The 22,359-nt window shown below is 68.6% G+C and carries 17 protein-coding genes; 15 read left to right on the top strand and 2 right to left on the bottom strand.

The genetic code is table 11. The features are described 5' to 3' along the window. Positions 1–133 precede the first annotated feature (133 nt). The 5 genes from POL67_RS13020 (at position 134) to POL67_RS13000 (ending at position 6,445) form a co-directional block, all read left to right on the top strand. On the top strand, positions 134–1,900 hold the full coding sequence (locus POL67_RS13020; RefSeq protein WP_271917607.1) for a fatty acyl-AMP ligase: 1,767 nt from the start codon (positions 134–136) through the stop codon (positions 1,898–1,900). After that, positions 1,900–2,784 (top strand): class I SAM-dependent methyltransferase, encoded by an 885-nt coding sequence (locus tag POL67_RS13015; protein WP_271917606.1) that lies wholly within the window; start codon positions 1,900–1,902, stop codon positions 2,782–2,784. Before POL67_RS13020 ends, POL67_RS13015 begins: the two co-directional genes overlap by 1 nt. Positions 2,785–2,788: 4 nt before the next feature. After that, on the top strand, positions 2,789–3,040 hold the full coding sequence (locus POL67_RS13010) for an acyl carrier protein (RefSeq protein ID WP_271917605.1): 252 nt from the start codon (positions 2,789–2,791) through the stop codon (positions 3,038–3,040). A 10-nt stretch (positions 3,041–3,050) separates the two neighbouring features. Then, on the top strand, positions 3,051–4,292 hold the full coding sequence (locus tag POL67_RS13005; RefSeq protein ID WP_271917604.1) for a beta-ketoacyl-[acyl-carrier-protein] synthase family protein: 1,242 nt from the start codon (positions 3,051–3,053) through the stop codon (positions 4,290–4,292). Positions 4,293–4,360: 68 nt separating this feature from the next. Then, a complete protein-coding gene (locus tag POL67_RS13000; protein ID WP_271917603.1) occupies positions 4,361–6,445 on the top strand; it encodes a thioredoxin domain-containing protein in 2,085 nt (694 codons plus the stop codon). Between the two features lie 3 nt (positions 6,446–6,448). On the opposite strand, the gene POL67_RS12995 is transcribed toward POL67_RS13000, so the two are convergent. Beyond that, complete coding sequence (locus POL67_RS12995) at positions 6,449–7,102, bottom strand: PEGA domain-containing protein (RefSeq protein ID WP_271917602.1); 654 nt, start codon at positions 7,100–7,102, stop codon at positions 6,449–6,451. A gap of 341 nt (positions 7,103–7,443) precedes the next feature. Next, a complete protein-coding gene (locus POL67_RS12990; protein ID WP_271917601.1) occupies positions 7,444–9,261 on the bottom strand; it encodes an OmpA family protein in 1,818 nt (605 codons plus the stop codon). A 355-nt stretch (positions 9,262–9,616) separates the two neighbouring features. Between POL67_RS12990 and rpmH the strand changes: the two genes are divergently transcribed. The 10 genes from rpmH to POL67_RS12940 all read left to right on the top strand — a co-directional run bounded on the left by rpmH (position 9,617) and on the right by POL67_RS12940 (position 22,358). Continuing rightward, positions 9,617–9,766 (top strand): 50S ribosomal protein L34, encoded by a 150-nt coding sequence (gene rpmH, locus POL67_RS12985; protein ID WP_271917600.1) that lies wholly within the window; start codon positions 9,617–9,619, stop codon positions 9,764–9,766. Between the two features lie 4 nt (positions 9,767–9,770). Next, entirely contained in the window at positions 9,771–10,208 is a 438-nt protein-coding gene (rnpA, locus tag POL67_RS12980; protein WP_271917599.1) for a ribonuclease P protein component, read from the top strand. A gap of 123 nt (positions 10,209–10,331) precedes the next feature. Further along, positions 10,332–10,694, top strand: a complete 363-nt coding sequence (yidD, locus tag POL67_RS54205) for a membrane protein insertion efficiency factor YidD (protein WP_276075630.1) — start codon at positions 10,332–10,334, stop codon at positions 10,692–10,694. 112 nt (positions 10,695–10,806) lie between these two features. Beyond that, the gene (gene yidC / locus POL67_RS12970) at positions 10,807–12,576 is read left to right on the top strand and encodes a membrane protein insertase YidC (RefSeq protein ID WP_271917598.1); all 1,770 of its coding nucleotides are present in this window, start codon (positions 10,807–10,809) and stop codon (positions 12,574–12,576) included. Positions 12,577–12,598: 22 nt separating this feature from the next. Next, positions 12,599–13,144 carry a Jag family protein gene (locus tag POL67_RS12965; protein ID WP_271917597.1) on the top strand — a complete coding sequence of 182 codons (546 nt, stop codon included), beginning with the start codon at positions 12,599–12,601 and terminating at the stop codon, positions 13,142–13,144. Between the two features lie 182 nt (positions 13,145–13,326). After that, positions 13,327–13,683, top strand: a complete 357-nt coding sequence (gene rplS, locus POL67_RS12960; protein WP_136930103.1) for a 50S ribosomal protein L19 — start codon at positions 13,327–13,329, stop codon at positions 13,681–13,683. Positions 13,684–14,049: 366 nt separating this feature from the next. Continuing rightward, a complete protein-coding gene (locus tag POL67_RS12955) occupies positions 14,050–15,327 on the top strand; it encodes an FHA domain-containing protein (RefSeq protein ID WP_271917596.1) in 1,278 nt (425 codons plus the stop codon). Between the two features lie 256 nt (positions 15,328–15,583). Beyond that, positions 15,584–17,770 carry an FHA domain-containing protein gene (locus POL67_RS12950; protein ID WP_271917595.1) on the top strand — a complete coding sequence of 729 codons (2,187 nt, stop codon included), beginning with the start codon at positions 15,584–15,586 and terminating at the stop codon, positions 17,768–17,770. A 51-nt stretch (positions 17,771–17,821) separates the two neighbouring features. After that, positions 17,822–19,189 carry a PP2C family protein-serine/threonine phosphatase gene (locus POL67_RS12945; protein ID WP_271917593.1) on the top strand — a complete coding sequence of 456 codons (1,368 nt, stop codon included), beginning with the start codon at positions 17,822–17,824 and terminating at the stop codon, positions 19,187–19,189. A gap of 106 nt (positions 19,190–19,295) precedes the next feature. Continuing rightward, positions 19,296–22,358 carry an FHA domain-containing protein gene (locus tag POL67_RS12940; protein ID WP_271917592.1) on the top strand — a complete coding sequence of 1,021 codons (3,063 nt, stop codon included), beginning with the start codon at positions 19,296–19,298 and terminating at the stop codon, positions 22,356–22,358. The last annotated feature ends 1 nt before the right edge of the window (position 22,359 follow it).

Raw genomic sequence — 22,359 nt, 5'->3', positions numbered from 1 at the left:
GAAGGACCGCTGGATTCCCTTTCGATTTCCAGTATTTATCGTTTCTGGTTGATTTGGTCCGGGATTCGCTTATGCCTGCGTCTCGGCTTTCCGTCGCTTCCAGACCGGGTAGCCAGGACGTTCTTCCCGGGCCATGCGCACGTTCATCGATGTCCTTCGCGACAACACGATTCATGGTGACCGTGCGGTCACTTTCGTGCGCACGAACGGCCAGGAGCGCCGCGTCGTGTATCCGGAGCTCTGGGCCGAAGCGAGCCGCCGCGCCCGCGCGCTGCAGGCCCTCGGCCTGTCGAAAGGCGATCGCGTCGCGCTGATCCTGCCGGAGCCCGACGAGTTCGTCCTGTCTTTCATCGCCGCGCTCACGGCAGGCCTCGTCGCCGTGCCGATGTACCCGCCCGCGACGCTCGCCAAGCTCGAAGCCTACGGCGACACCGTGCGTCACGTGCTCGCGGCGTCCGGCGCGCGTGTGGTCGTCACGAACGACGCGCTGCGCCCGCTCATCCAGGAGCACCTGCTGGGCTCGCAGAGCGCGGACACGCGTCTCGTGCTCGAACGCGAGCTCGGGACGATCGATCCAGGCTCCGCGCACGCCACGCTGCCCGACGTGCGCGGCGAGGATCTCGCGTTCCTCCAGTTCACCTCGGGATCGACCTCGCGCCCGAAAGGCGTGATGGTCACGCACGAGAACCTGAGCGTGAACAGCCACGCGATCATGTTCGACGGGCTGCGCTCGACGCCCGAGGATCGCGGCGTCTCGTGGCTGCCGCTCTACCACGACATGGGCCTCATCGGCTTCGTGATCGCGCCCGTCTACGCGCTCGTGCAGGTGATGTTCCTGCCGACGATGTCCTTCATCCGCAGGCCCTCGCTCTGGCTCGACTCGATCCACCGCTTCCGCGGCACGATCACGTTCGCGCCGAACTTCGCGTACGCGCTGGCGACACGCGCCGTGACGGAGACCCAGGCCGGCGGCTGGGATCTCTCGTGCATGCGCGCGCTCGGCTGCGGCGCCGAGCCGATCCAGGCCGACGTGCTGCGCGCCTTCCTCGAAAGGTTCGCGAAAAACGGGCTCTCGCCCGCGAGCATCCTGCCCTGCTACGGCATGGCCGAGGCGACGCTCGCCGTGACGTTCCACGACCTCGGCAAGCCCCTCACGACGGATCGGATCGACCTCGCCACGATGAAGAGCGGCCAGGCCGCGCCGGCGAAGGACGAAGCGCCGTCGATGGAGCTCGTCTCGTGCGGACGCCCCTTCCCCGGGCACGAGCTCCGGATCGTGGGCCCCGACGGCGCGCCGCTCGGCGAGCGCCAGGTGGGCGAGATCTGGCTGCGCGGGCCGAGCGTGACCGCGGGGTATTTCGGGGATCCCGAGGCGACGGCCGAGACGTTCGGCGACGGCTATCTGCGCACGGGTGATCTCGGATATCGCGCCGACGGAAATGTCTACATCTGCGGCCGTTCGAAGGACCTCATCATCCTGAACGGGAAAAACCACTATCCGCAGGACATCGAGCGCGTGGCCTCCACGATCGACGGCATCCGCGACGGGCAATGCGTGGCCTTCGCGCGGCGGAGCGCGAGCGGCGCGGAGGAGGCGGTGCTCGTGGCGGAGTCGCGGCGCCTGGGCGAGGCGAAACGCGCGCTCGTCGAGGCCGTCACGCACGCGGTGCGGGCCGAACTCGGCGTGCAGATCGCCGAGGTCGTGCTGATCAAGCGCGGCACGCTGCCGAAGACGTCGAGCGGCAAGGTGCGCCGCCGCGAGACGAAGATACGCCTCGAAAATGGGCAGCTCGATCTCGTGGGGGAGCCGAGCGACGACGCGAGCGCGCCTTTCGATTCCCCCGCCGTTCCTTCTCCCCGCGCGCCGGCCCGGGAGACCGAAACCCGAGGAGCTCTCTGATGGGATCCAGCCAAGCGGACGTCGAAGTCAGCTACGACGTCTCCAACGAGTTCTTCCGCCTTTGGCTCGACGAGCGCATGAACTACACGTGCGCGGTCTTCGAGTCGCCCGATCAATCGCTCGAGGCCGCGCAGCTCAACAAGCTGCGGATCCTCAGCGAGTACGCGAAAGCCGGCCCGGGCAAATCCGTGCTCGACATCGGCTGTGGCTGGGGCGCGTGTGTCGAGTACCTCGCGACCACGCGCAAGGTCGACCGGGCCGTGGGAATCACGCTCTCCCGCGCGATGGCCGCGGAGGTCAATGAGCGAAACATCCCGGGCGTGGAGTGTGTCGCGGCCGATTTCATGCAATGGGAGACGGCCGAGCAATTCGACGGCCTCGTCTCGATCTGCATGATCGACCATCTCTGCTCGCTCGACGAGGCGCGGCAGGGCAAGGCCGTCGACATCTACCGGCGGTATTTCGAGAAATGCTGGCGCCTCACGAAGCCGGGCTCGTCGTTCGGCTTCCAGGCGATTTTGCGCAACCGCACGCCGAAGATGCGGCCCTGGGGCGGGCTCGCCGCCGATACGCGGAAGGACCTCGAAGATTTCTCGTTCTCGTCGAAGGAGATCTTCCCGAACGGCCTGAACCCGCGGCTCGACGAGCTCATCCAGGCCATCAATCCCTGGTGGGAGGTCAAGACGCTCCACACGCGGCGCGAGCATTACCAGCGCACGACGGCGGAGTGGCTCCGGCGCCTCCGCCTGAACGAGACGACGATCCGGGCAAAGTGGGGCGACAAGGTCTTCGAGGATTACGACCGGTACCTCTCCACCTGCGTCCGCGCATTCGACATCCACTACAGCTCCCTCGTCCAGATGGAGCTCCAGAGGATTGGCTGAGACAATGAACCAGAAGCGCGATCTGCTCGAGATGTTCAAGACCGTGGCCGCGCGCGTCGACAAGCGCCCCTTCCCGAACGTGACGCCTGCGTCCAAGATCAGCGAGCTCGGCATCGACTCGCTCTCCGTGATGCAGATCGTCGGGGAGCTCGAGACCGAGCTCGGGATCGTGATCCCGGACGAGGACCTCGTCGAGCTCACCACGGTCGGCGATCTCTGCAAGAAGGTGGAGGACCGGCTCGCCGCCGGCGGCTGATCCAGCCCCCATGCCCCGCCGCGTCGTCGTGACCGGAATGGGCGTCGTGAGCCCCGTGGGCGTCGACGTCCCGACCTTCTGGGAGAGCCTGCTCGCCGGGCGCTCGGGCGTCTCGTACATCCGCGAGTTCCCCACCGACAAACTCCGCAGCGACATCGCCGCGAGCGTGAGCGATTTCGACGTTTCGCGGTACATGTCCCCGAAAGAGGCCGAGGTCTACGGCCGCGTGACGCATTTCAGCCTCGGCGCGGCCGTCGAGGCTGTGCTCATGGCCGGGCTCGACAAGGAGTCTGGCGCCGCGCGATCACGCGTCGGCTGCCTGATGTCGACCGGCATGGGATCGGTCGACATCTTCGAGGAGCAGATCGCTCGAAGCAATGAGCGCGGCCCGCGTGCGGTGTCACCGTATTTCGTGCCGGGCGTCATGCCAAACGGCGCGGCCGCGCTCATTTCGATGCGTTATGGCTTCATGGGCCCGTCCTACAGCCTGGCGAGCGCCTGCGCGACGGGCACGCATTCGATCGCGACGAGCGCGCTCCTCATCGAGGCGGGCGAGGCCGACGTGATGATCGCGGGCGGCGCGGAAGCAGCGACGCGAATGAACACCGTGGCGGGCTTCGGCAATGCGCGCGCACTCTCGAAGGCGTTCGAGGGAGATCCGACCCGCGCGAGCCGGCCGTTCGACAAGCGGCGCCAGGGGTTCGTCATGGGCGAGGGCGCGGGCGTGCTCGTGCTCGAAGAGGAAGAACACGCGAAGCGGCGCGGGGCGAAGGCGCTCGCGGTCGTCGGCGGTTTTGGCATGACGACCGACGCCGAGCACCTCACGCGCCCGCACCCCGAAGGCCTCGGACTCGCGCTTGCGCTGGAACGCGCGATCCAGCGGGCCGGCATCGGCCCCGAGGCGATCGATTACATCAACCCGCACGCGACCTCGACGCCGCAGGGCGACCTGGCCGAGATCCTCGCGTTCCGCCGCGTCTTCGGCGAGCGGCTCTCGCAGATCCCGATCTCGGCGACGAAGTCGATGATCGGCCACCTGCTCGGCGGCGCCGGTGCGGCCGAGACGATCGCGGTCGTGTGTTCGCTGCGGGATCAAGTGCTGCACCCGTCGATCAACGTCGACGAGCTCGATCCAGAGCTCGGCGCGCTCGACGTCGTGCGGGACCGAAGGGCCGCACCCGTCGGCTGGGCGGCGAAGTGCTCGGCCGGCTTCGGCGGGCACAACTGCGCGCTCGTGCTCGGCAAAGCTTAAAACCAGGCCTCGGGGAAAGCCGGGAATTCACCTTCCCGCCGGGTGCACGATGCCCTAGGTGCTCTCGCATGAGCGCCCACGAGAACAGGCTCGCGAAGGAGAAGTCGCCGTACCTCCTGCAGCACGCGCGAAACCCGGTCGACTGGTATCCGTGGGGCGCAGAGGCGCTCGAACGCGCGAAGCGGGAGGACAAACCCATCCTGCTCTCGATCGGCTACGCCGCCTGTCACTGGTGCCACGTGATGGAGCGCGAGTCGTTCGAGAACGACGCGATCGCGGCGCGCATGAACGAGCTCTTCGTGAACGTGAAGGTCGATCGCGAGGAGCGGCCGGATCTCGATCAGGTCTACCAGCTCGTCGTGCAGCTCATGGGCCGGAGCGGAGGCTGGCCGCTCACCGTGTTCCTGACGCCGGATCAAAAGCCGTTCTTCGCCGGAACGTACTTCCCGCCGGCGGACAAGTACGGCGTGCCCGGCTTCCCGGCGATCCTCGAGGCCGTCGCTGACGCGTACAAGCGGCGCCGCGGCGAGGTGCTCGCGCAGGCCGGCGAGATCACGCAGGAGATCACGCGCGTCGGCGCACTGCCCGAGGGCGAGGGTGCGCTCGGGCAAGACCTCTTGCGCAAGGCGTGCCGGCGTCTGCTCGCGCGCTTCGACAGCCACAACGGCGGCTTCGGCGCGCGGCCCAAGTTCCCGAACACGATGTCGCTCGACGTGCTCTTGCTGCGCGGCACGCTGGAGGGCGACGCGGTTTCGAAGGAGAGCGTGGAGCTCGCGCTCGACAAGATGCAGAAGGGCGGGATCTGGGACCACCTGCGCGGTGGCTTCCACCGCTACTCGACAGACGCGCGCTGGCTCGTGCCGCACTTCGAGAAGATGCTCTACGACAACGCGCTGCTCTTGCGCCTCTACGTCGATGGCCACCGCGCGCTCGGAAACCCGCGCTTCGCCGATACGGCGCGCGCGCTCGTCGCGTACCTCTTCGCCGAGATGCGTGACGCGTCGGGCGCGTTTTACGCGACGCAGGACGCGGACTCCGAGGGCCAAGAAGGAAAGTTTTTCGTGTGGAAGCTCGGCGATCTACGCGCGGCCGTGGGCGACGATCACGAGGCGTACGAGGTCGCGCGGGTCCACTTCGGCATCACGGAAGAAGGCAACTTCGAGGAGACGGGCGCGACGGTGCTCTCGGAGGTGCGCTCGATCGAACGGACGGCCGCGATCGTGGATCTCGCGCCCGACACCGCGAAGAGCGCGCTCGAACGGGCGAGGACGAAGATGCTCGCGGCGCGGGAGAAGCGGCCGCGACCGACACGCGACGACAAGATCCTCGCGAGCTGGAACGCACTGCTCATCGGCGCGCTCGCCGAGGCCGGCCGTGCGCTCGACGAGCCCTCGTGGATCGGCGCAGCAGAGGTCGCGTTCGCGGCGATCGAGGAGCGGCTCGTGCGGGACGGGCGCGTGCGCCGGTACTACATGCCGGGCGAGAACGAGGCGCCGGAGGAGCGGCGCGGCTTCCTCGACGATCAAGCGTACGTCGGCAGGGCCGCGCTCGATCTCTACGAAGCCACGGGCAACCCGCGGTACGTGGCGGTGGCGCGCGCGATCGCCGACGCGATGATCAAGCATCACGAGGACACGCGCGAAGGCGGCTTCTTCTTCGCGCCCGACGACGGGGATGCTCTCATCGCCCGCACGAAGGACGTCTTTGATCAGGCCGTGCCGTCGGGCGCATCCATGGCCGCGGAGCTTTGCCTGCGACTCGGCGAGATCACGGACGAACGGTTCGCCGCGCACGGGCGGCGGCAGATCGAGCCGATCGGCCCCACCGCGATCGACAACCCGCTCGGCCTCGGAAAGGCCGTCGCCGTGCTCGATCGGCTCGTGCGTGGGACGGTGGACGTGGTGCTCGTGGGCGATCCGTCGGGCGAACGGGCACAGGCGTTCGCGAAGGCGGTGTTCCGCCGCTTCTTGCCGCACAGGAACGTGGTGTGGGTGGACCCGCGCCGGCCGGAGACGGCCGAGGCCGTCAAGGTGCTCGCCGAGGGCAAGGGCGCGCGGGGCGACGACACCGTGGCGTACGTTTGTCGGAATCGAACCTGCTCGGCGCCCGTGTCGGACGTGGCGGCGCTCGAAGCGCTGCTCGACAGGGGATGACGATCAGCGCCGCGGCTGCGGCGGGGCGGGCGCCTTGGCGGGGATGGTGCGCTCCGCCTCGGTCTGCATCGCGACCTTGAACGCCGTGGTTTGTCCGGGGACCAGGTTCACGGTGATCACCTTGTCGGGCGCACCTTTGCGCTGGATCGTGATCTCGTGTTTGCCCGGGGGGAGCGACACGTTCGTGTGCGGCGCGGGGCCGAGCCTGCGCTTGCCGTCGACGATCACCTGATCACAGGCCGGATCGCAGACGAGCGAGAGAAACCCGTCGGCCTTGATCATCTTCGCCGCGACACGCGCCGCGATGTCCGGCGGAGGCTCGGCCGGCGGCGCCGCTTGCTGCGAGAGTTGTACGTTGAGGAGCGCCGTCTCGCCCGCCTTCACGACGACCTCGACCTTCTTCTCCTCGTACCCCTTGCGGCGCAGCGTGAGCTTGTGCGTCCCCGGCGGGAGCTCAGCACGCACGATCGGAGAAGGGCCGAGCGAGCGGCCGTTGAGGAAGACGCCCTCGCAGCCCGGGTTGCAAGCGACGGTGACGAAGCCGTTCGCTCGCGAGGCGTCGGGCTTCGGGGCCGGCTCGGGACGCGTCGCCTCGGCAGCGAGCGCGACGCCGGGGACGACGAGGGCGAGCACCAGGGCGGAGGCGTACTTCATCATGATCATTCTGCCTCGTTCGACGGCCCGCGTGGAGCCGCGATGCACGCGGATTTCACTCGCCGCGGGGTCGATTCCGACACAGCCCGACCTCACACGTCCCGGACCCTCGTTCGAGCTTGCAGGCACACCTTTCCACCGGTGCCGGCGCCCCGGACTGCGCGCAGCCCCGGGCGAAATCGGGGGCACGCTCGGCAGAAGGCGAGCACACGGTCACCTCGCTCCCGGAGTTGTCATCGAAGTCCGTGAGGAACGTACAAGTGCACGCGTAAGGCGAGCCGCGCTCCTTCTCGCACCCTGCGCCGAGGACGGCGGCGAGCACGAGGAGGAGCGCGGCGAGGCCGCTATTGACTAGGGGGCGTGACATCCGCCGCCTTGTCGCGGATGTGGAACTCGACGCGCCGGTTCGTCTGCCGCCCGTTGGCCGTGTTGTTGTCGGCGATGGGCCTGCGCGGGCCGAAGCCGGCGGCGCTCAGACGCTCTGCGGCGATGCCGCCCTTCTTGATGAGGTACTCCATCACGGCGTTCGCGCGATCGGACGAGAGCTTCTCGTTGAGATCATCCGAGCCGCGGTTGTCCGTGTGGCCCTCGATCGCGAGGTGCTGGATCTCGGGGTTCACCTTGAGCAGGCGCACGACCTCGTCGAGGATCGGGTAGCTCTGCTGCAAGATGGTCGACTTGCCCGTGAGGAACTCGACCTTCTTCAGGATCTGGATCTCGTTCGAGCCGGTGACCCTGCGGATGAAGGTCGGGCAGCCGTTCTTCTCCGCGTCGGGGTTCGCGTCGCCGGGCTCCTTCGGGCAAGCGTCCTTCGCGTCGCTGATGCCGTCCTTGTCGGGATCGTCCTCGGGGCAGCCGTCCTGATCGTCGACCTTGTCGAAATCCTCGGGCGTGTCGGGGCACTTGTCGACGTTGTCGGGGATGCCGTCGCCGTCGCGATCCGGCGGCTGCGGGCAACCGTCGTCCGTGTTCGGCGGCTTGTGATCCTCGGGATCCGTCGGGCACAAATCGACGTCGTCCGGCAAGCCGTCCTTGTCCGTGTCCGCGCCGTGCTCGGCGTAGCGTCCCGTCTTGAAGCGCTTTCCAGGCGACGGCGGGTTCGTGTCCTTGATCGGGAACGCGTACCCGACGGTCGCGACGGCGCGGAAATCCGGCGCATATCCAGGCGTGATGCGCGTGCCACCGCCCACGCCGAGCCACGCGCGCTTCTTCTGATCGAAGGCGTAACGCCCCTCGATCATCCACTCGATCGGCGTGTTGTCGACGTCGAAGAAAGTCGCGTCGGTGATGCCGGTCGAGCCGAAGATCTGCGCGCCGAGGCGGAGCGCGCCGCCGCGCAGCGGCAGGAAGCCGCCGATGCCCCAGCGCCACTCGGAGCCGGATTTGAAGTCGTTCACGCCGCCCGAGGGCCGGAACTGGAGGCCCGTGTTGAAGACGAAGAAGAAGCTCTTGAGGTCGTACTCGGCCGCGAGCTGGAAGCCGCCGCTCGCGCTCGAGTCGCCGCCGAACGAGTCGTTGTCACCCGTCGGGAGCCAGACCGCGCCTTCGAGGCCGAGCTTGAAGCTACGCGCGGGGTTCCGCCAAAGGAGCACGCGACCATCGAGGCGCAGATCCATGGGCGCCACGGTCCGCATGCTGACGGCGTTCGATCCCGAGACCTGCGCGAGGTACGTCGTGCCGCCGTCCTGGAAGAGGATGATCGGCAAGTTCGCCTGGAACGAGAAGCGCTCGAGGACCTCGATGCCGACGTCGAGGTAGCTGATGAGCTGCGGGCCAACAGGCGCGCTGCTGCGCTGGCTGAAGATGCCGGCCTTCCGCGGATCGTCCTGGTGGTTCTCGATGCGGAACGGGTTCAGCGCGAAGCCCATGCCGAGCTGGCCGAAGAACCGCGTCTGCGGGTTGAACTGCGGACGCCAAAGTCCGATCGCGTCTTCGGGCGCGCCGCCCATGAACAGGCGATCGAGGTACATCGTCGACTGCTGCGCGTCGGCCTCGGCGGGCGCGAGGAGGCAGGCCGCAGCCGCGATCGCGGCCGAGCAAGCCGAGGCAACGCGGCGCAGGAGGGACGGGCGACGGGGCGTGGCCGCGCGCGCGTCGGAGGTGCCTTCCACCGCGGGATCACCGGCGGGCGGTCGGGCTCGGGGATGGTCGACTTGGGCCATGTCTTCGGCGTCTCCTCGGCGCGCACTGCGCGCGGAAGCGAGAGGCCCGGGTGCGCTTGCCGCGCGAAGATCACCGGGCCCCCCCGTGCAAGCGGAGGCTACACCAGGCGTGCGGGCACATGGAATGTCTTGCGATGTGGGGAGGAGCCTCAAGCACGAGCCCGTCTCTTCCCTTGCCGGGGGTTTCGGGGGCGTAGCTTGGCTCGCCCGAGCGAAGCCCCGAGCGTTGACAGGGGGGCAGGATCAGGTCAGACAGACGACGCGCGATCCAGGCCGTTTCGCGGTCTTGACCAGCAGGCGGACCTGTGCTTTCTTTGCGCGCCCCGAAAAACGAAGGGTTCCGAAGGGTCCTACGATGAAGCGCACGTTCCAGCCCCACAACACCCGCCGCGCGCGTACCCATGGCTTCCGGGCGCGCATGGCCACGAGCGGTGGCCGCAAGGTCATCAACAACCGCCGGCGTAAGGGCCGCGCGCGCCTCGCCACGTCGATCTACAAGAAGTGAAGTCGTGGGCGAACCACGCCCTCGACAGACATTCACGCGAGCCCAGCGGTTACGGCGCCGCCCTGATTTCCTGCGCGTTCAGGAGGGCGGCGCTCGGGTCACGACGCGTCACCTCCTGATCCTGATCGCACCCCGCCCCGACGACACGACCACACGCCTCGGCGTGGTGGCGTCGCGGAAGGTGGGGTGCGCTGTGCAGCGCAACCGGGCCAAGCGTCTGCTCCGTGATGTCTTTCGCCGGAACGTGGCGTCGTTTCCGCGTGGCGTCGACGTCGTGGTGATCGTGCGTCCGGGCGTGGACGAGCTCGCCTGCGGAGAGCTCGAAGCGGAGATTCAGGCTGTGCTGCCGCTCGTACACAAGCGAGCGAGCGGCAAGCCGAACCCGAACGCGCAGGTGGACCCGAGAAACCGCTCCGACGACGGGCGCAAAGGCGGCCCTTGACCTTGCAAGCAGGAACGCGGGCCCCCAAGCTTCGCCTCGCGATCTCGTGATGGGAGCCTCGGCCGACGCGTCCTGCCTCGCCACACCTCGCGCCCTCCGGCGTCGTCCTCCGCGCCCTGCATCATGCTGGCCAAGCTCCTCCTCCTGTTGATCCGCGTCTACCAGCTGACGCTCTCGAAGGTGCTGCTCGCGCTCTTCGGCCCCGTCTGTCGGTTCGAACCCTCCTGCTCGCGGTACGCCGCCGCGTGCATCGCGGGTCATGGGGCGCTGCGCGGGAGCTTGCTTTCAGTGAAGCGCCTGTGTAAGTGCCACCCGTTCCATCCGGGCGGCTACGATCCTCCGCCGCCTCCACGGATCGGCCGCTCGCGTACGGAAGAGCCCGCGCGGCACGGCCCGGATCAAAGGGTGGGAAGTACGAACCTTTCTTCCCACGACGACGCTCGAGTTTCGCCGTGGAGCAGTGGCGCGGTCCATGAGGCTGGTTAGTTTCCCCTCGCATGCTCGCCAGGCGAGCGAGTCCGTCCGGGGGGATCACGCGGTCACGGGGCGGGGCAAGGACCAGTAGGGTTTCACGGCAAGGAGATTGCCGAAGGATTTCATGGAACGCGGCAAAATCGTTCAGTGGGTGCTCATCGGCATCGCTGCCATCCTGTTCTGGCAGTTCGGCGGCAGCCTGTTCGGCAAGGGCAACGAAGACGTCCAGCCGAACACGTTTTACGACGCCGATCGGCTGCCGGACGACAAGAGGCAGCCGGAGCAGATTTGCACGATCAACGGTCCGCGCTTCGAGGCGGAGCTGTCTTCGCGTGGCGGCTCGCTGCGCCACCTTCGGCTCACCGATGAAGGCAAGTACTCGAAGGCCGGCAAGCCGATCGATCTCGTCACGACCTCGCAGGAGTGGCGCCAGCCGTTGCGCACGGACCTGCGTTTGCCCGGGGTCGCGAAGCAGCAGACGCCCTACGACAACCTCGACTGGACGCTCGCAGCGCAGGACGGCAAGTCGTGCACGTTCGTCTACGAGGACGCGTCCTCGAAGCTCACGAAGGTTGTGCGCGAGACGGGCAAACCTTTCGAACTCGAAATGACGCTCGAGGTGAAGAACCTCTCCGCCGAGCCGCTCAAGCACAGGCTCACGGTGGACCAGACCTCGTGGCGCACGACCGAGGAGACCAAGGGCAGCCTCGGCCGCATCTCGGAGCACATGACGGACGTCGTCGCGGCGACGACGGAGAAGGTCGATCGCCTGCACGCCGACGCGTTCGAGCCGAAGGACTTCAAGGACAAGGAGTTCACGAACGAGCTCTGGCGCCGCAGCCCCGGCGCCGCGAAGTGGGTCGCCGTCAGCAGCGTCTACTTCACGAAGGCCGCGATCCCGGTCGAAGGCCCCGCGGCGTTTGCCGAGACGCAGATCGAAGAGGACTGGAACCGCGCCAAGTACAACGCGGCGGATCGCGAGAAGGACAAGGACACGCACGGTCACGTCTACCGCGCGCGCCTCGCGTACCCCGAGGTCGAGCTCGCGCCGCAGGCGACGCAGACGTACAAGGTCCTGAGCTTCACGGGCCCGAAGGAGCGCGAGGTGCTCGCGGCTGCCGGCCCCGGCATCACCGAGGTGATCGATCTCGGCACGTTCTCGCCGATCGCGAAGGTCCTCGTCGGCTACCTGAAGATCCTCCACAAGGCCGTGGGGAGCTGGGGATGGGCGATCGCGCTGCTCACGATCACCGTGCGCATGCTGCTCTTCCCGCTCAGCATCTCGCAGATCAAGAGCAGCGCGGCGATGCGCCGCCTCAAGCCGGAGATGGACGAGCTCAACGCTCGTTACAAGGACGACCCCGCGCAGCGCGGCCTCGCGCTCCAGGAGCTCTGGCGCAAGCACGGCGTGACGAACCCGGTGCTCGGCTGCATCCCGGTGCTGCTCCAGATGCCCGTGTGGTTTGCGCTCTACCAGGCCTTACAGACGGCGGTCGAACTCTACCACGTGCCCTTCCTGTCGGCCCGGATCATCCCGGATCTCTCGGACAAGGGCGCCTACTTCGTCATCCCCGTGATCCTCGGCGCGTCGAGCTTCTTCCAGCAGAAGCTCATGCCACCGCAGGGCGACCCGATGCAGCAGAAGATGATGCAGTACATGCTGCCGGGCATCTTCGTGGTGATGATGCTCTACCTGCCCGCAGGCCTCGGCGTGTACATGCTGACCAACACGTGGCTCGGCATCGCCCAGCAGGTCGCGGTCGAGCGCTACCTGAGCCGCAAGACGCAGGGCCCCGCCGGCATCGAGGTGCGCGAGAAGCCAGCGAAATCTTCGGGCGACGAAACCAAGTCGGCGCCTGCTCTTGGAAAGGGAAAGGCACGTGTCCGTGGATAATGGAGCTCCCGGGAAGACCAGCGTGAACGCCGAAGGCACCCGGCACGACGACGACGAGCGCGACGAGCGCGCCGCCGAGGCGAAAGCCCCGTTCGAGGAGGATGGTCGCGCCGATCAAGCGCTCGACTTCGTCATCGATACGCTCGCCGCGATGGGCATGGACTGCACCGTGGACCTGCTCGAGAACGAGCCGGAAGATCCGCCCGAGGAGATCCGGCTGGAGATCGAGGGCAGGGACGCCGGCCGCATCATCGGCAAGAAGGGCCAGACGCTCGCCGCGCTGCAGTTCCTCGCCAACCGCGTGATCAACCGGCCTGGCAAGCAGCGTCGCCACGTGATCATCGACGCCGAGGGCTACCGCGCGCGCCGCGAGGAGACGCTCACCTCGATGGCCCGTCGCCTCGGCAAGCAGGCCGTCGAGGAGGGGAAGATCATCACGTTCGAGCCGATGAACCCGCAGGATCGCCGCGTCGTGCACCTCGCGCTCGCGAAGTTCCCCGGCGTCGTCACGAAGAGCGACGGCGAAGGCGACGCGCGCCGCGTGCAGATCATCCCCGTTCGCCGTTGATTGTCCGAAGCGATCGTACGGGGCGGTGAGTTCGTCGCCCCGCGATCCACCGCATCCACACGCTCCATGATCGGTTGACAGCGTGGGGACGGTATGCATAATGCCGCTCCCTCGTCGTCTCCGGCAGGCGTGGAGCCGTTTGCCCCAACAGCCGGGACCATCCCCAGTCGAAGGACCGCGACATGCTCACCTCGAACGTACTTGCGAAGATCGAAACCCCGCAGCTCCGCGAGGGGCTCCCGGAGTTCCGGGTCGGCGACACCGTCCGGGTCCACTACCGCATCGTCGAGGGCGAGAAGGAGCGTATCCAGGTCTTCCAGGGCGTCGTTTTGAAGCAACATCGGGCTGGTGCGCGCAGCACGTTCACGGTCCGCAAGGTGAGCTTCAACGTGGGCGTGGAGCGTATCTTCCCGACGCACAGCCCCCGCATCGACAAGATCGAGGTGGTCTCGCGCGGCGTCGTTCGTCGCTCGCGCTTGTTCTACCTCCGCTCGCTGGCCGGCAAGGCCGCCCGCGTGCGCGACGCCAAGGACGGCTGATCCGGAAGGCCCCACCTCGGGGCCTCCCGTCTCCGCTCTCTCCCGCTCTCGTCGAACGCATTGCGAAGGGTGTCCCAGGGCTGATTCAGCCCAGGACACCCTTTCGTATTTCAGCCGTTCACGCATCTCGGTCCTGCGCCCTTCCGCGTCGGTCCGTGCTTTTTCCACGCGCCTGCGGCGCTCCGTCGTCGCTCCGGGTTCCGGCACGAGTGCCCTTCGACGTGCTGCGCTGCGTCGTGCTCCGAGGTGCCTCGTGCACCTCGCCGAGGGTAAAGAGTACTTCTTCTTGATCCTCGGTCCGGCCCCCACGGTATGCTGCCGCCGAGGCGGACGAGGTCTTTGGTCCGTCAACACGAGAAGGACACTATGAACTGCCCGCGTTGCGGCGCGCCTGCCACACCCGCCGACAAGTTCTGCGCGATCTGTGCCTCTCCGCTCGGACCTCCGGGGCCCGGCGCCTTTGGTCCTCCTCCGCCCCCTCCCGCCTTCGGGCAACCGCCGGGCTTCGGACCTCCGCCTGGGCCGCCGGGCTTCGGACCGCCTCCCGAGCCGCCGGGCTTCGGACCGCCCCCGCCGGCTCCACCCGGCTTCGGCGGCGGCTACGGGCCGCCCCCCTCGCCCACAGCAAACCCCGCTGCGTTCGGACCTCCGCCGCCTCCTGCGTTCGGCGCGCCCCCCGGGCCGGGTGGCTTCGGACCGCCTCCGCCGCCCCCCGCGTTCGGGCCGCCCCCGGCGGCGCCGGGGGTTTCCGGTGGATTCGGGCCCCCGCCTGCGCCGCCTGGATTCGGGCCCCCTCCCGAGCCACCTGCGTCGCCGGCCGGCTTTGGGCCGCCACCTGCGCCGCCAGGCTTCGGGCCGCCCCCCGAGCCGCCTTCCCCGCCGGGCGGTTTTGGTCCGCCGCCTGCGCCCCCAGGCTTCGGGCCGCCGCCTGCGCCCCCAGGCTTCGGGCCGCCTCCGCCGGAGCCCGCGGGTTTTGGTCCGCCTCCGGCCCCGGGTGGCTTCGGGCCGCCGCCTGCGCCCCCCGGCTTCGGGCCTCCGCCTGCGCCCCCAGGCTTCGGGCCTCCGCCTGCGCCCCCAGGCTTCGGGCCGCCTCCGCCGGAGCCCGCGGCCGGTGGGTATCCCCCGCCGCCTGGACCCCGGGCGTTCGGCGCGCCGCCGATGCCGGACAAACTCGAGGGGTACGGGCCTCCGCCGAAGCCCGAAAGTAGCTTCGAGCCGCCGCGGGGGCCTGGGCGCGGAAACGCCGCGACCGCGGTCCCGGGGACCCCTCCGCCGATGCCCGGTCGGCAAGGAGCCGCGCCGAGCCCCGACGGCCGCCGCGCGCTCGCAGGCTTCCTGGTGAGCTACCAGGAGGATCCGCTCGGTAAGTTCTGGCCGCTCTGGCAGGGCAAGAACTCGGTCGGCCGCGCGGACACGGGTCAAAAGGTCGACGTGGAGATCGCGCACGGCACGACGTCCACGCATCACGCGACGATCGACTGCGAAGGTGGGAGGTTCATCCTGAGTGATCTCGGCTCGACGAACGGCACCTTCCACAACGAGGAAGCCATCGGCTTCAAGGGCAGGCGCGAGCTGCGTGACGGCGACAAGATCCGTTTCGGCGGCTTCAGCGTCATCACCATCATCGTGACGGCTCGGACCTAGGGGTCGCGCGGAGAAGCCCCGTGCGAAACGCCCTTTTCACCCTATCCAGCTCCTCGACGAGATGACGCCCCCGCGCGCTCGCGTCGCCCGAGGCAGCCGTCCCCCGCGCTCATCGCGCAGGGCGGACGTGCTTCCCTGCCTCGACGCACGAGAGCACGCGGCGGCCACGCTCGTGGACCACGCGCGCGCGCGAAGGTGCTCGTCACCCCGCGCCTGCGCCGGCCCGCCGAGGACCCCCCATGTTGGAGGCTCAAGCATGAACCCGTTGCCCCACGGAGCCGCCCGCGCCGTCGCTCGATCGGCGCGCAAAGCTCCCCTGTTCGCGCTCCCCGCGCTCGCGGCGCTCGCGGCGATCCTCTTCGCCACCGCGCCCTCCTTCGCCGCTCCGGAGGCCAAGATCCTCCGCATCGATCCGCGCACGAGCACGGTCGACGGCTCGCCCGTGCTCACGACCGTGATCGACCTCGTCCAGAACAAGCGCATGTCGGACGCGACGCGGCCCTGCGCGGCGCTGAACGGCGACGCGTTCTACGACTGCGTGGCGAACGCGGTCGAGCAGCCGAACGCGCTCTACTCGTCGTTCGACTTCCCGGAGAAGAACGCGGTGCTCACCGTCGTCGTCGACGGCTCCGACACCGTGGCCCGGTTCGAGTCGAAGGCGCGCTGGGGTGAGAGCACGAGCCAGCCCGGCGTGGGCACCGCATGGCTCATCCTCATCGACGCCGCGTCCTCGATGGGCACGCGCTTCGACGAAGCGAAGTCCGTCGCCACCGCGTTCGTCAACGCGATGGGCCCGAACGACATCGTCGACGTGATGTTCTTCAACGACAAGAGCGTCGTCGAAGACTCGAAGTGGGTGAACAACAAGCAGACGGCGCTCCAGACGATCTCGAGCGTCAAGAACACGTTCCCCACGCAGGGCCGCACGCGCCCGCTCTTCAACATCATCAAGACCGCGGCCACCGACGGCTTCAAGGAGCTCGGCAACGTCGGCACGAACGTCGTCGTGCCCATGCACCAAGCCATGGTCGTGCTCTCGAACGGCGCGGCTGGCGCTGATCCGAGCTCGAACTCCGCGGCCTCGAACCTGCTCAAGGACTACCTCACGAAGGGCCGCTTCCCGGAGAACAACGAAGTCCTCCCGAAGACGCCGGTGCCGGTCATCTCGGTCTGGTTCCCGAGCAAGCTCGTCGAGGAGTTCGCCGCGAACTCGCGCGAGTTCATGGAAGGGCTCTCGAACCCCGAGATCGGCGGCTACTACAGCATCCTGCGCGACAGGCAGGAATCGCGCGCGGTCAACATCGTCAACGCGGTGCGCTCGCGCTTCAACAAGATGCACATCGTCAAGTGGCGCGTCTCGTGTGTCGCGCTGAGCTTGACGCAGACCTTCCGCCTCGCGTTCCTCAACACCGATCCGTTGATCGCCGGCGACGCGACGTTCCAGAACGTGCCCGTCGGCATCGACCCCTCGCAGTGGCCGCTCGACATCGATCGTGAAGCCACCGAGCGCGCCGCGCAGAAGGATCCGGTTCACCCGGGCGGGACCGTGAAGGTCTTCGGCAACTTCTGCTGGGGCGGCAACACGCAGCGGGCCGAGCTCTACATGGTCCCGAAGAACCAGCCCGCGCCCGCCTCGCTCCAGGGCGGCAGCATCGACGACGCGAAGAAGGCGCAGCGCACGCTCATCGAGCAAGGCATGCGCGGCAAGGCCACGACGGCCGGCGAGAGCATGGTCGAGTTCGAACTTCCGAACACGGACAAGTTCCTCGCCGGCAAGGGCGATCAGATGACCGCGCGCCTCGTCGTCTACGACAACCAGGCCAAGCGCACGAGCGCCATCACCGCCGACAAGATCATCACGGTGAAGGCGAAAGAAGCGCCGCTGCCCTACCTGCTCATCGGCGCCATCACCTTCGGCGGCGTCGTCCTCGTCCTGCTCGCCGTCTCGATCTTCCGCAGCGGCGGCAACAAGCGCCGCACAGGCCCCGCGCCCACGACGGCCCCGCGTCCTGGCGGTGGCTCGCCTCCGATGGGCGGCGGCTACGCGCCCGCCGTGCCCATGGGCGGCGGCATGCCCGGCATGGGCGGCCCGGACTTCGGCGGCGGGTACGGTCCTCCTCCGATGGGTGGCGGCCCCGTGGGCGGCGCCGCGAACCGCGCGGTGCTCTCCGGCTCGCTCGGCATCTTCACGTTCAACCCCGGCACGGAGATGCGCGTCGGCCGCGACGCCGCGACGTGTCAGATCGTGGTGAACGAGCCGCGCGTCTCCGGCAGCCACGCCGTCGTCAAGTTCGAGAACGGCCAGCTCTTCGTGCGTGACGAGAACTCGAACAACGGCACGAGCATCAACGGCAACCGCATCCCGCCGCTCGTGTGGACGCCCGTCTCGCCCGGCGCGATGCTCCGCTTCGGGCCCATCGAGTTCAACGTCCGTTTCGAGTAGTCTACACTCGAACGATCGTCGTCCCGGCCTCCACCCCCCGGCCCTTCCGCGATGAGCGACCCTCAGGCCCTCGGCACCCGCGTCCGGATCGAGTTCGCCCAGGCCAGCGATCCTGGCCGCGATCCGAACAAGCAGGTCAACGAGGACTCGTGCGGGTACGCCGAGACGCGCTTCGGCCACCTCGTCGTCCTCTGCGACGGCATGGGCGGGCATTACGGAGGCCGGGAGGCGAGCCGCACCGCGATCGCCACGATCTTCGAGGTCATCGATCAAGCCCCGCCCGGCGCCACGGCCGCGGCCGCACTCAAGGCCGCGATCGAGGAGGCCGGGCGTCGCGTGTACCAGCTCGGCGGGCCGCCCGAGAACCGCGGGCGGCCCGGCTCGACGGTCGTCGCCATGCTCATCGGTGATCGTGGCCTCGACGTCGCGCACGTCGGCGACAGCCGCGCCTACTGCATCCGCGCGGGCCAGATCTACCCACTCACGCGAGACCACTCGATGGTGCAGGGCATGATCGACGCCGGCATGCTCACGGAGGCCGAGGCCATCGGGCATCCCGACGCGAACAAGATCACGCGCGCCCTCGGCATGCGCCCCGAAGTCGAGGTCGAGGTTCGCCCCGAGCCGATGGAGATGTTCCCGGGCGACATCCTGCTCCAGTCGAGCGACGGCCTCACCGACCTCGTCCTCGGCGTCGACATCCTCGGCGCCGTGCGCCAGGCCCTCGCCTCGGGCGCGCTCCCGCACGCTTGCAACCAGCTCGTCAACCTCGCGAACGATCGCGGCGGCCACGACAACATCACCGTGCAGATGGTACGCATCGTCGAGCACGCGCCGCGCGCGTCGCACACCATCCCGCAGGCGCCCGCGAACGCGCCGGAGCCTACGAGCCCGCGGCCCGCGCCCCCGCAGGAGACGCGACCGATGACCGCGGTCGACACGGCGAAGACCGCGACGGGGACGAAGCTCGGCCTGCCCCCGCCCGTGCCGGTCCCCACCTTGCTCTCGCCTGCCGCCTCCTCCGCGGCGCCGACCGCGCCAGATCAGAGCGGCCTGCCCATGCCTCCGCCTTCGCCCTCGTCGCCGGGTTTTGCCCCGGTGCAGCCGACGGCCGTGGATCGCCCCGTCGCGCCCTCGCCCACGATGCCCGAGCAGCCGCGCCTCGCGCCGTTCGCGGCCCAGCTCCCCTTGCCGCCGCCCTCGGCGCGTTATGCGCCTCCCCAGGCCACCCAGGTCTCGGGCCAGGGCCCCTCGAAGACGCACCCGCCGGAGGCCCCTTCGCCCGTCCCGTCAGTGCCGATTTCCGTGGCGACCCGCGGGCGTCCTTCCCAGGCGGGCATCGTGTACGTGATCATCGGCATGTCGGCCGTGATCGCGGTGCTGCTCCTCCTGCTCATCTGGGCGCTTTTCCTGCGCTGAACACCGCTGGCGAACGCCGCCCCGGCGCGCCTATCCTGCTTCCGTCACGCGAGGCGCGGCCGTCCCCGTTGCTCTCCGCGGACGTTCGTGGTGAAAGGTAGCCCGCATGGTCCCCGGCTTCGGCAAGCAGACCCTCACGATCGGCAGCGCTCCCACGTGCGACGTCGTCATCGCGGATCCCAGCGTCGCGCCCGAACACGCGCGCCTCGTCCATCAGGGCGGCGGCAGGCTCGTGTTCATCGGCGGCGGCGCGGCGCCCTCGTTCGCGAACAACCGTCAGCTCGCCCCGGGTGAAGAAGTCCCCTTCGACTTCCGCACCCAGTTCGTCGTCGGCCGCGCGCCCGTCCCGCTCAGCCACCCCGCGATCATCCTGTCGATCATGACCACGGGCAGCACGCCTGCGCCTGCGGGGCAGCTCGTGATCGGCCGGGATCCGGCGCGCGCCTCGCTCGTCCTTCAACACCCGAGCGTGTCGAGCCAGCACGCGACCGTGATGCTCGATCGCATGCTCGTCGTCGACAACGGCTCGACGAGCGGCACGTACGTCGGCACCACGAAGATCCAGGCTGCGCAGCCCACGCCGATCGATCCGAGCGGCGTCGTCGCGTTTGGCCCCGTGCCTGTTCCCGTCGAGCTCCTCGCGCGCCTCGCGCAGGCCTCGCGTGGCGGCGTCGCGCCCGTGCCGAGCGGCGCGTATGCGCAGCAGCCTTCGGCGCCCATGCCACAGACGAACGTCTCGATGCCGCAGCAGGGCTATCCGCCTGCACAAGCGCAGGGCTACCCGCCCGCGCAGCCGCAAGGATATCCGCCCGTCTCGGGTGCTGCGCCGGCCGCGGGCGCGCCGGGCAAGAAGAACAAGACCGTCCTTGGCCAGCTCGATTTCGCGGGGCCGAGCGGCGGCGGGCAGAAGAGCATCGGCCGCACGCCCGACAACGACATCGTCATTCAGCAGCCGCAGGTCTCGAGCCGCCACGCGCTCGTGCACCAGATCAGCGGGCAGCTCTTCGTCGAGGATCGCGGCAGCGCGAACGGCACGTACGTCCGCGGCCAGCGCATCCCGCCGGGCCAGAAGATCGGCATCCAGAGCGGCGAGAAGTTCTTCATCGGCCCGATGCCGCTCCAGATCGAGCTCGGCTCTTCGGGCGCGGTCCAGGTCGTCCAGGAGGAGTACTCGGCCGATCGCTGGGCGGGCAAACCTCTCTACGAGATCGAGGCGTGGAGCCTTGTCCTCGAGGTCCCCGATCGCGACAACCCGAGCGAGATGAAGCGCCTGCTCGACGACGTCTCGTTCAAGGCGCTCCCGGGCGACATGATCGCGCTCATGGGCCCTTCGGGCGCGGGCAAGACGACGCTCTTGCTCACGTTGAACGGCTACCTCCCGCCGACCTCCGGCGTCGTCCGCATCAACGGCGAGGACCTCTACAACATCTACGACAACCTGCGCGGCTCGATCGGCTACGTCCCGCAGGACGACCTCGTGCATCCCGAGCTCACGGTCTTCGAGGCCGTGAAGTACAGCGCGAAGTTCCGCCTCCCGCCCGACTACTCCGAGGAGGAGATCGACGCGCGCGTCGAGCAGACGATCAAGGACCTCGGCCTCGAGGGCGTGAAGAACCTCCAGATCGGCAAGCCCGAGAAGAAGATCCTCTCCGGTGGTCAGCGCAAGCGCGTCAACATCGCGCTCGAGCTCGTCACCGACCCCGTCATCCTCTTCCTCGACGAGCCCACCTCCGGCCTCGCCGCCGACGACACCACCGCGCTGATCACGCTCTTGCACGACCTCACGAAGGCGACCGGCAAGACGATCATCATGACGATCCATCAGCCGGCGAAGGACGAGTACGAGAAGTTCACGCACACGCTGACCATGGGCTACGGCGGCGTGCCGATCTTCTTCGGCCCCACGCAAGGCGAGTCGTACCGCTTCTTCGGCACGTGGAAGGAGCGCGCCGGCCAGCGCAACGACATCGACAACCCGCGCGACATGTTCGAGATGATCGCCTCGCGCGAGAAGGCCCTCTACGACGCGATGCGCGCGCGCGATCCGAACGTGCCGCGCGGGACCGCGAGGAAAAACGCCGCGCTCGAGTGGCGCCGCGAGTACTTCAGCGATCAGAACCCCACCTACCGGAAGATGTACACGGGCCGGCGCGAGATAGGCGCCGGCCAGGGACAGCGCGCGATCCCCGAGCGACGCGCCACCACGAAGGGCCAGCTCGGCCTCCTGCTCTCGCGTTACTTCAAGACGAAGATGCGAGACACCGCCGGCACGGCCATCATGCTCGCGCAGGCGCCGATCATCGGCGTCCTGCTCGCGATCGTGTTCGGCTGGCAGGAGAAGGCCGTCCCTGCGTGGTGCCTCGGCGCGCTCCAGGAGCTCGGCAAGAAGTTCGGCGGCAACACGAGCACCGACAACATCTTGAAGAGCATGACGGCCACCGCCGACAACACCGGCGCCATCTTCTTCCTCGTCGTCGCCGCCGTCTGGTTCGGCACCTCCAACTCGGCGCGCGAGATCGTGGCCGAGCGGGCCATCTACATGCGCGAGCGCATGGTCACCCTGGGCCTGCTCAACTACGTCCTCTCGAAGTACATCCTGCTCGCGTTCTTCTGCATCGTGCAGTGCACGATCCTTCTCGCGATCGTGTTCTTCACGCTCGGCTTCCATGGCGGCCCCGCTGCGTTCTTGATGCAGCTCGCCTCGCTCGTGGCCACCTCGCTCGCGGCCGTCGCGCTCGGGCTCCTCCTCTCGACCGTCGTCACCTCCTCCGAGGCGGCCATGGCCTTGACGCCCCTCGCGCTCATCCCTCAGGTAGTCCTCGGGGGGCTCATGGTCCCGATGACGACGGTCCCCCACCTGAAGCCCCTCATGATGATCATGCCCGCCCGCTGGGGCTTCGAGGGCTCCATCGTCCATGAGCGCATCGCGCTCAAGGAGGATCCCTCGTGGGTCATCGATCTCGGCCGCACCGAGAGCGCGCCTGCCGACTTCATCGAGGCTGGCAAGTTCAAGTGCTCGATCGCGCAGATGGCCTCCGACAACCTCGCGGGCGGCTGGGGCTTCACGAACTACGAGAACACGTGGCTGCCCTTCGCGGTGCTCGGGGGCTTCACGATCTCCCTCGTCGTCGTCCTTTGCATCATCTTGAAGCGCCGCGATCCGGTATGAC

The sequence above is a fragment of the Polyangium mundeleinium genome (assembly GCF_028369105.1).
Classification (GTDB): Bacteria; Myxococcota_A; Polyangia; order Polyangiales; family Polyangiaceae; genus Polyangium; species Polyangium mundeleinium.
This window is presented reverse-complemented; position numbering and strand designations above follow the sequence as displayed.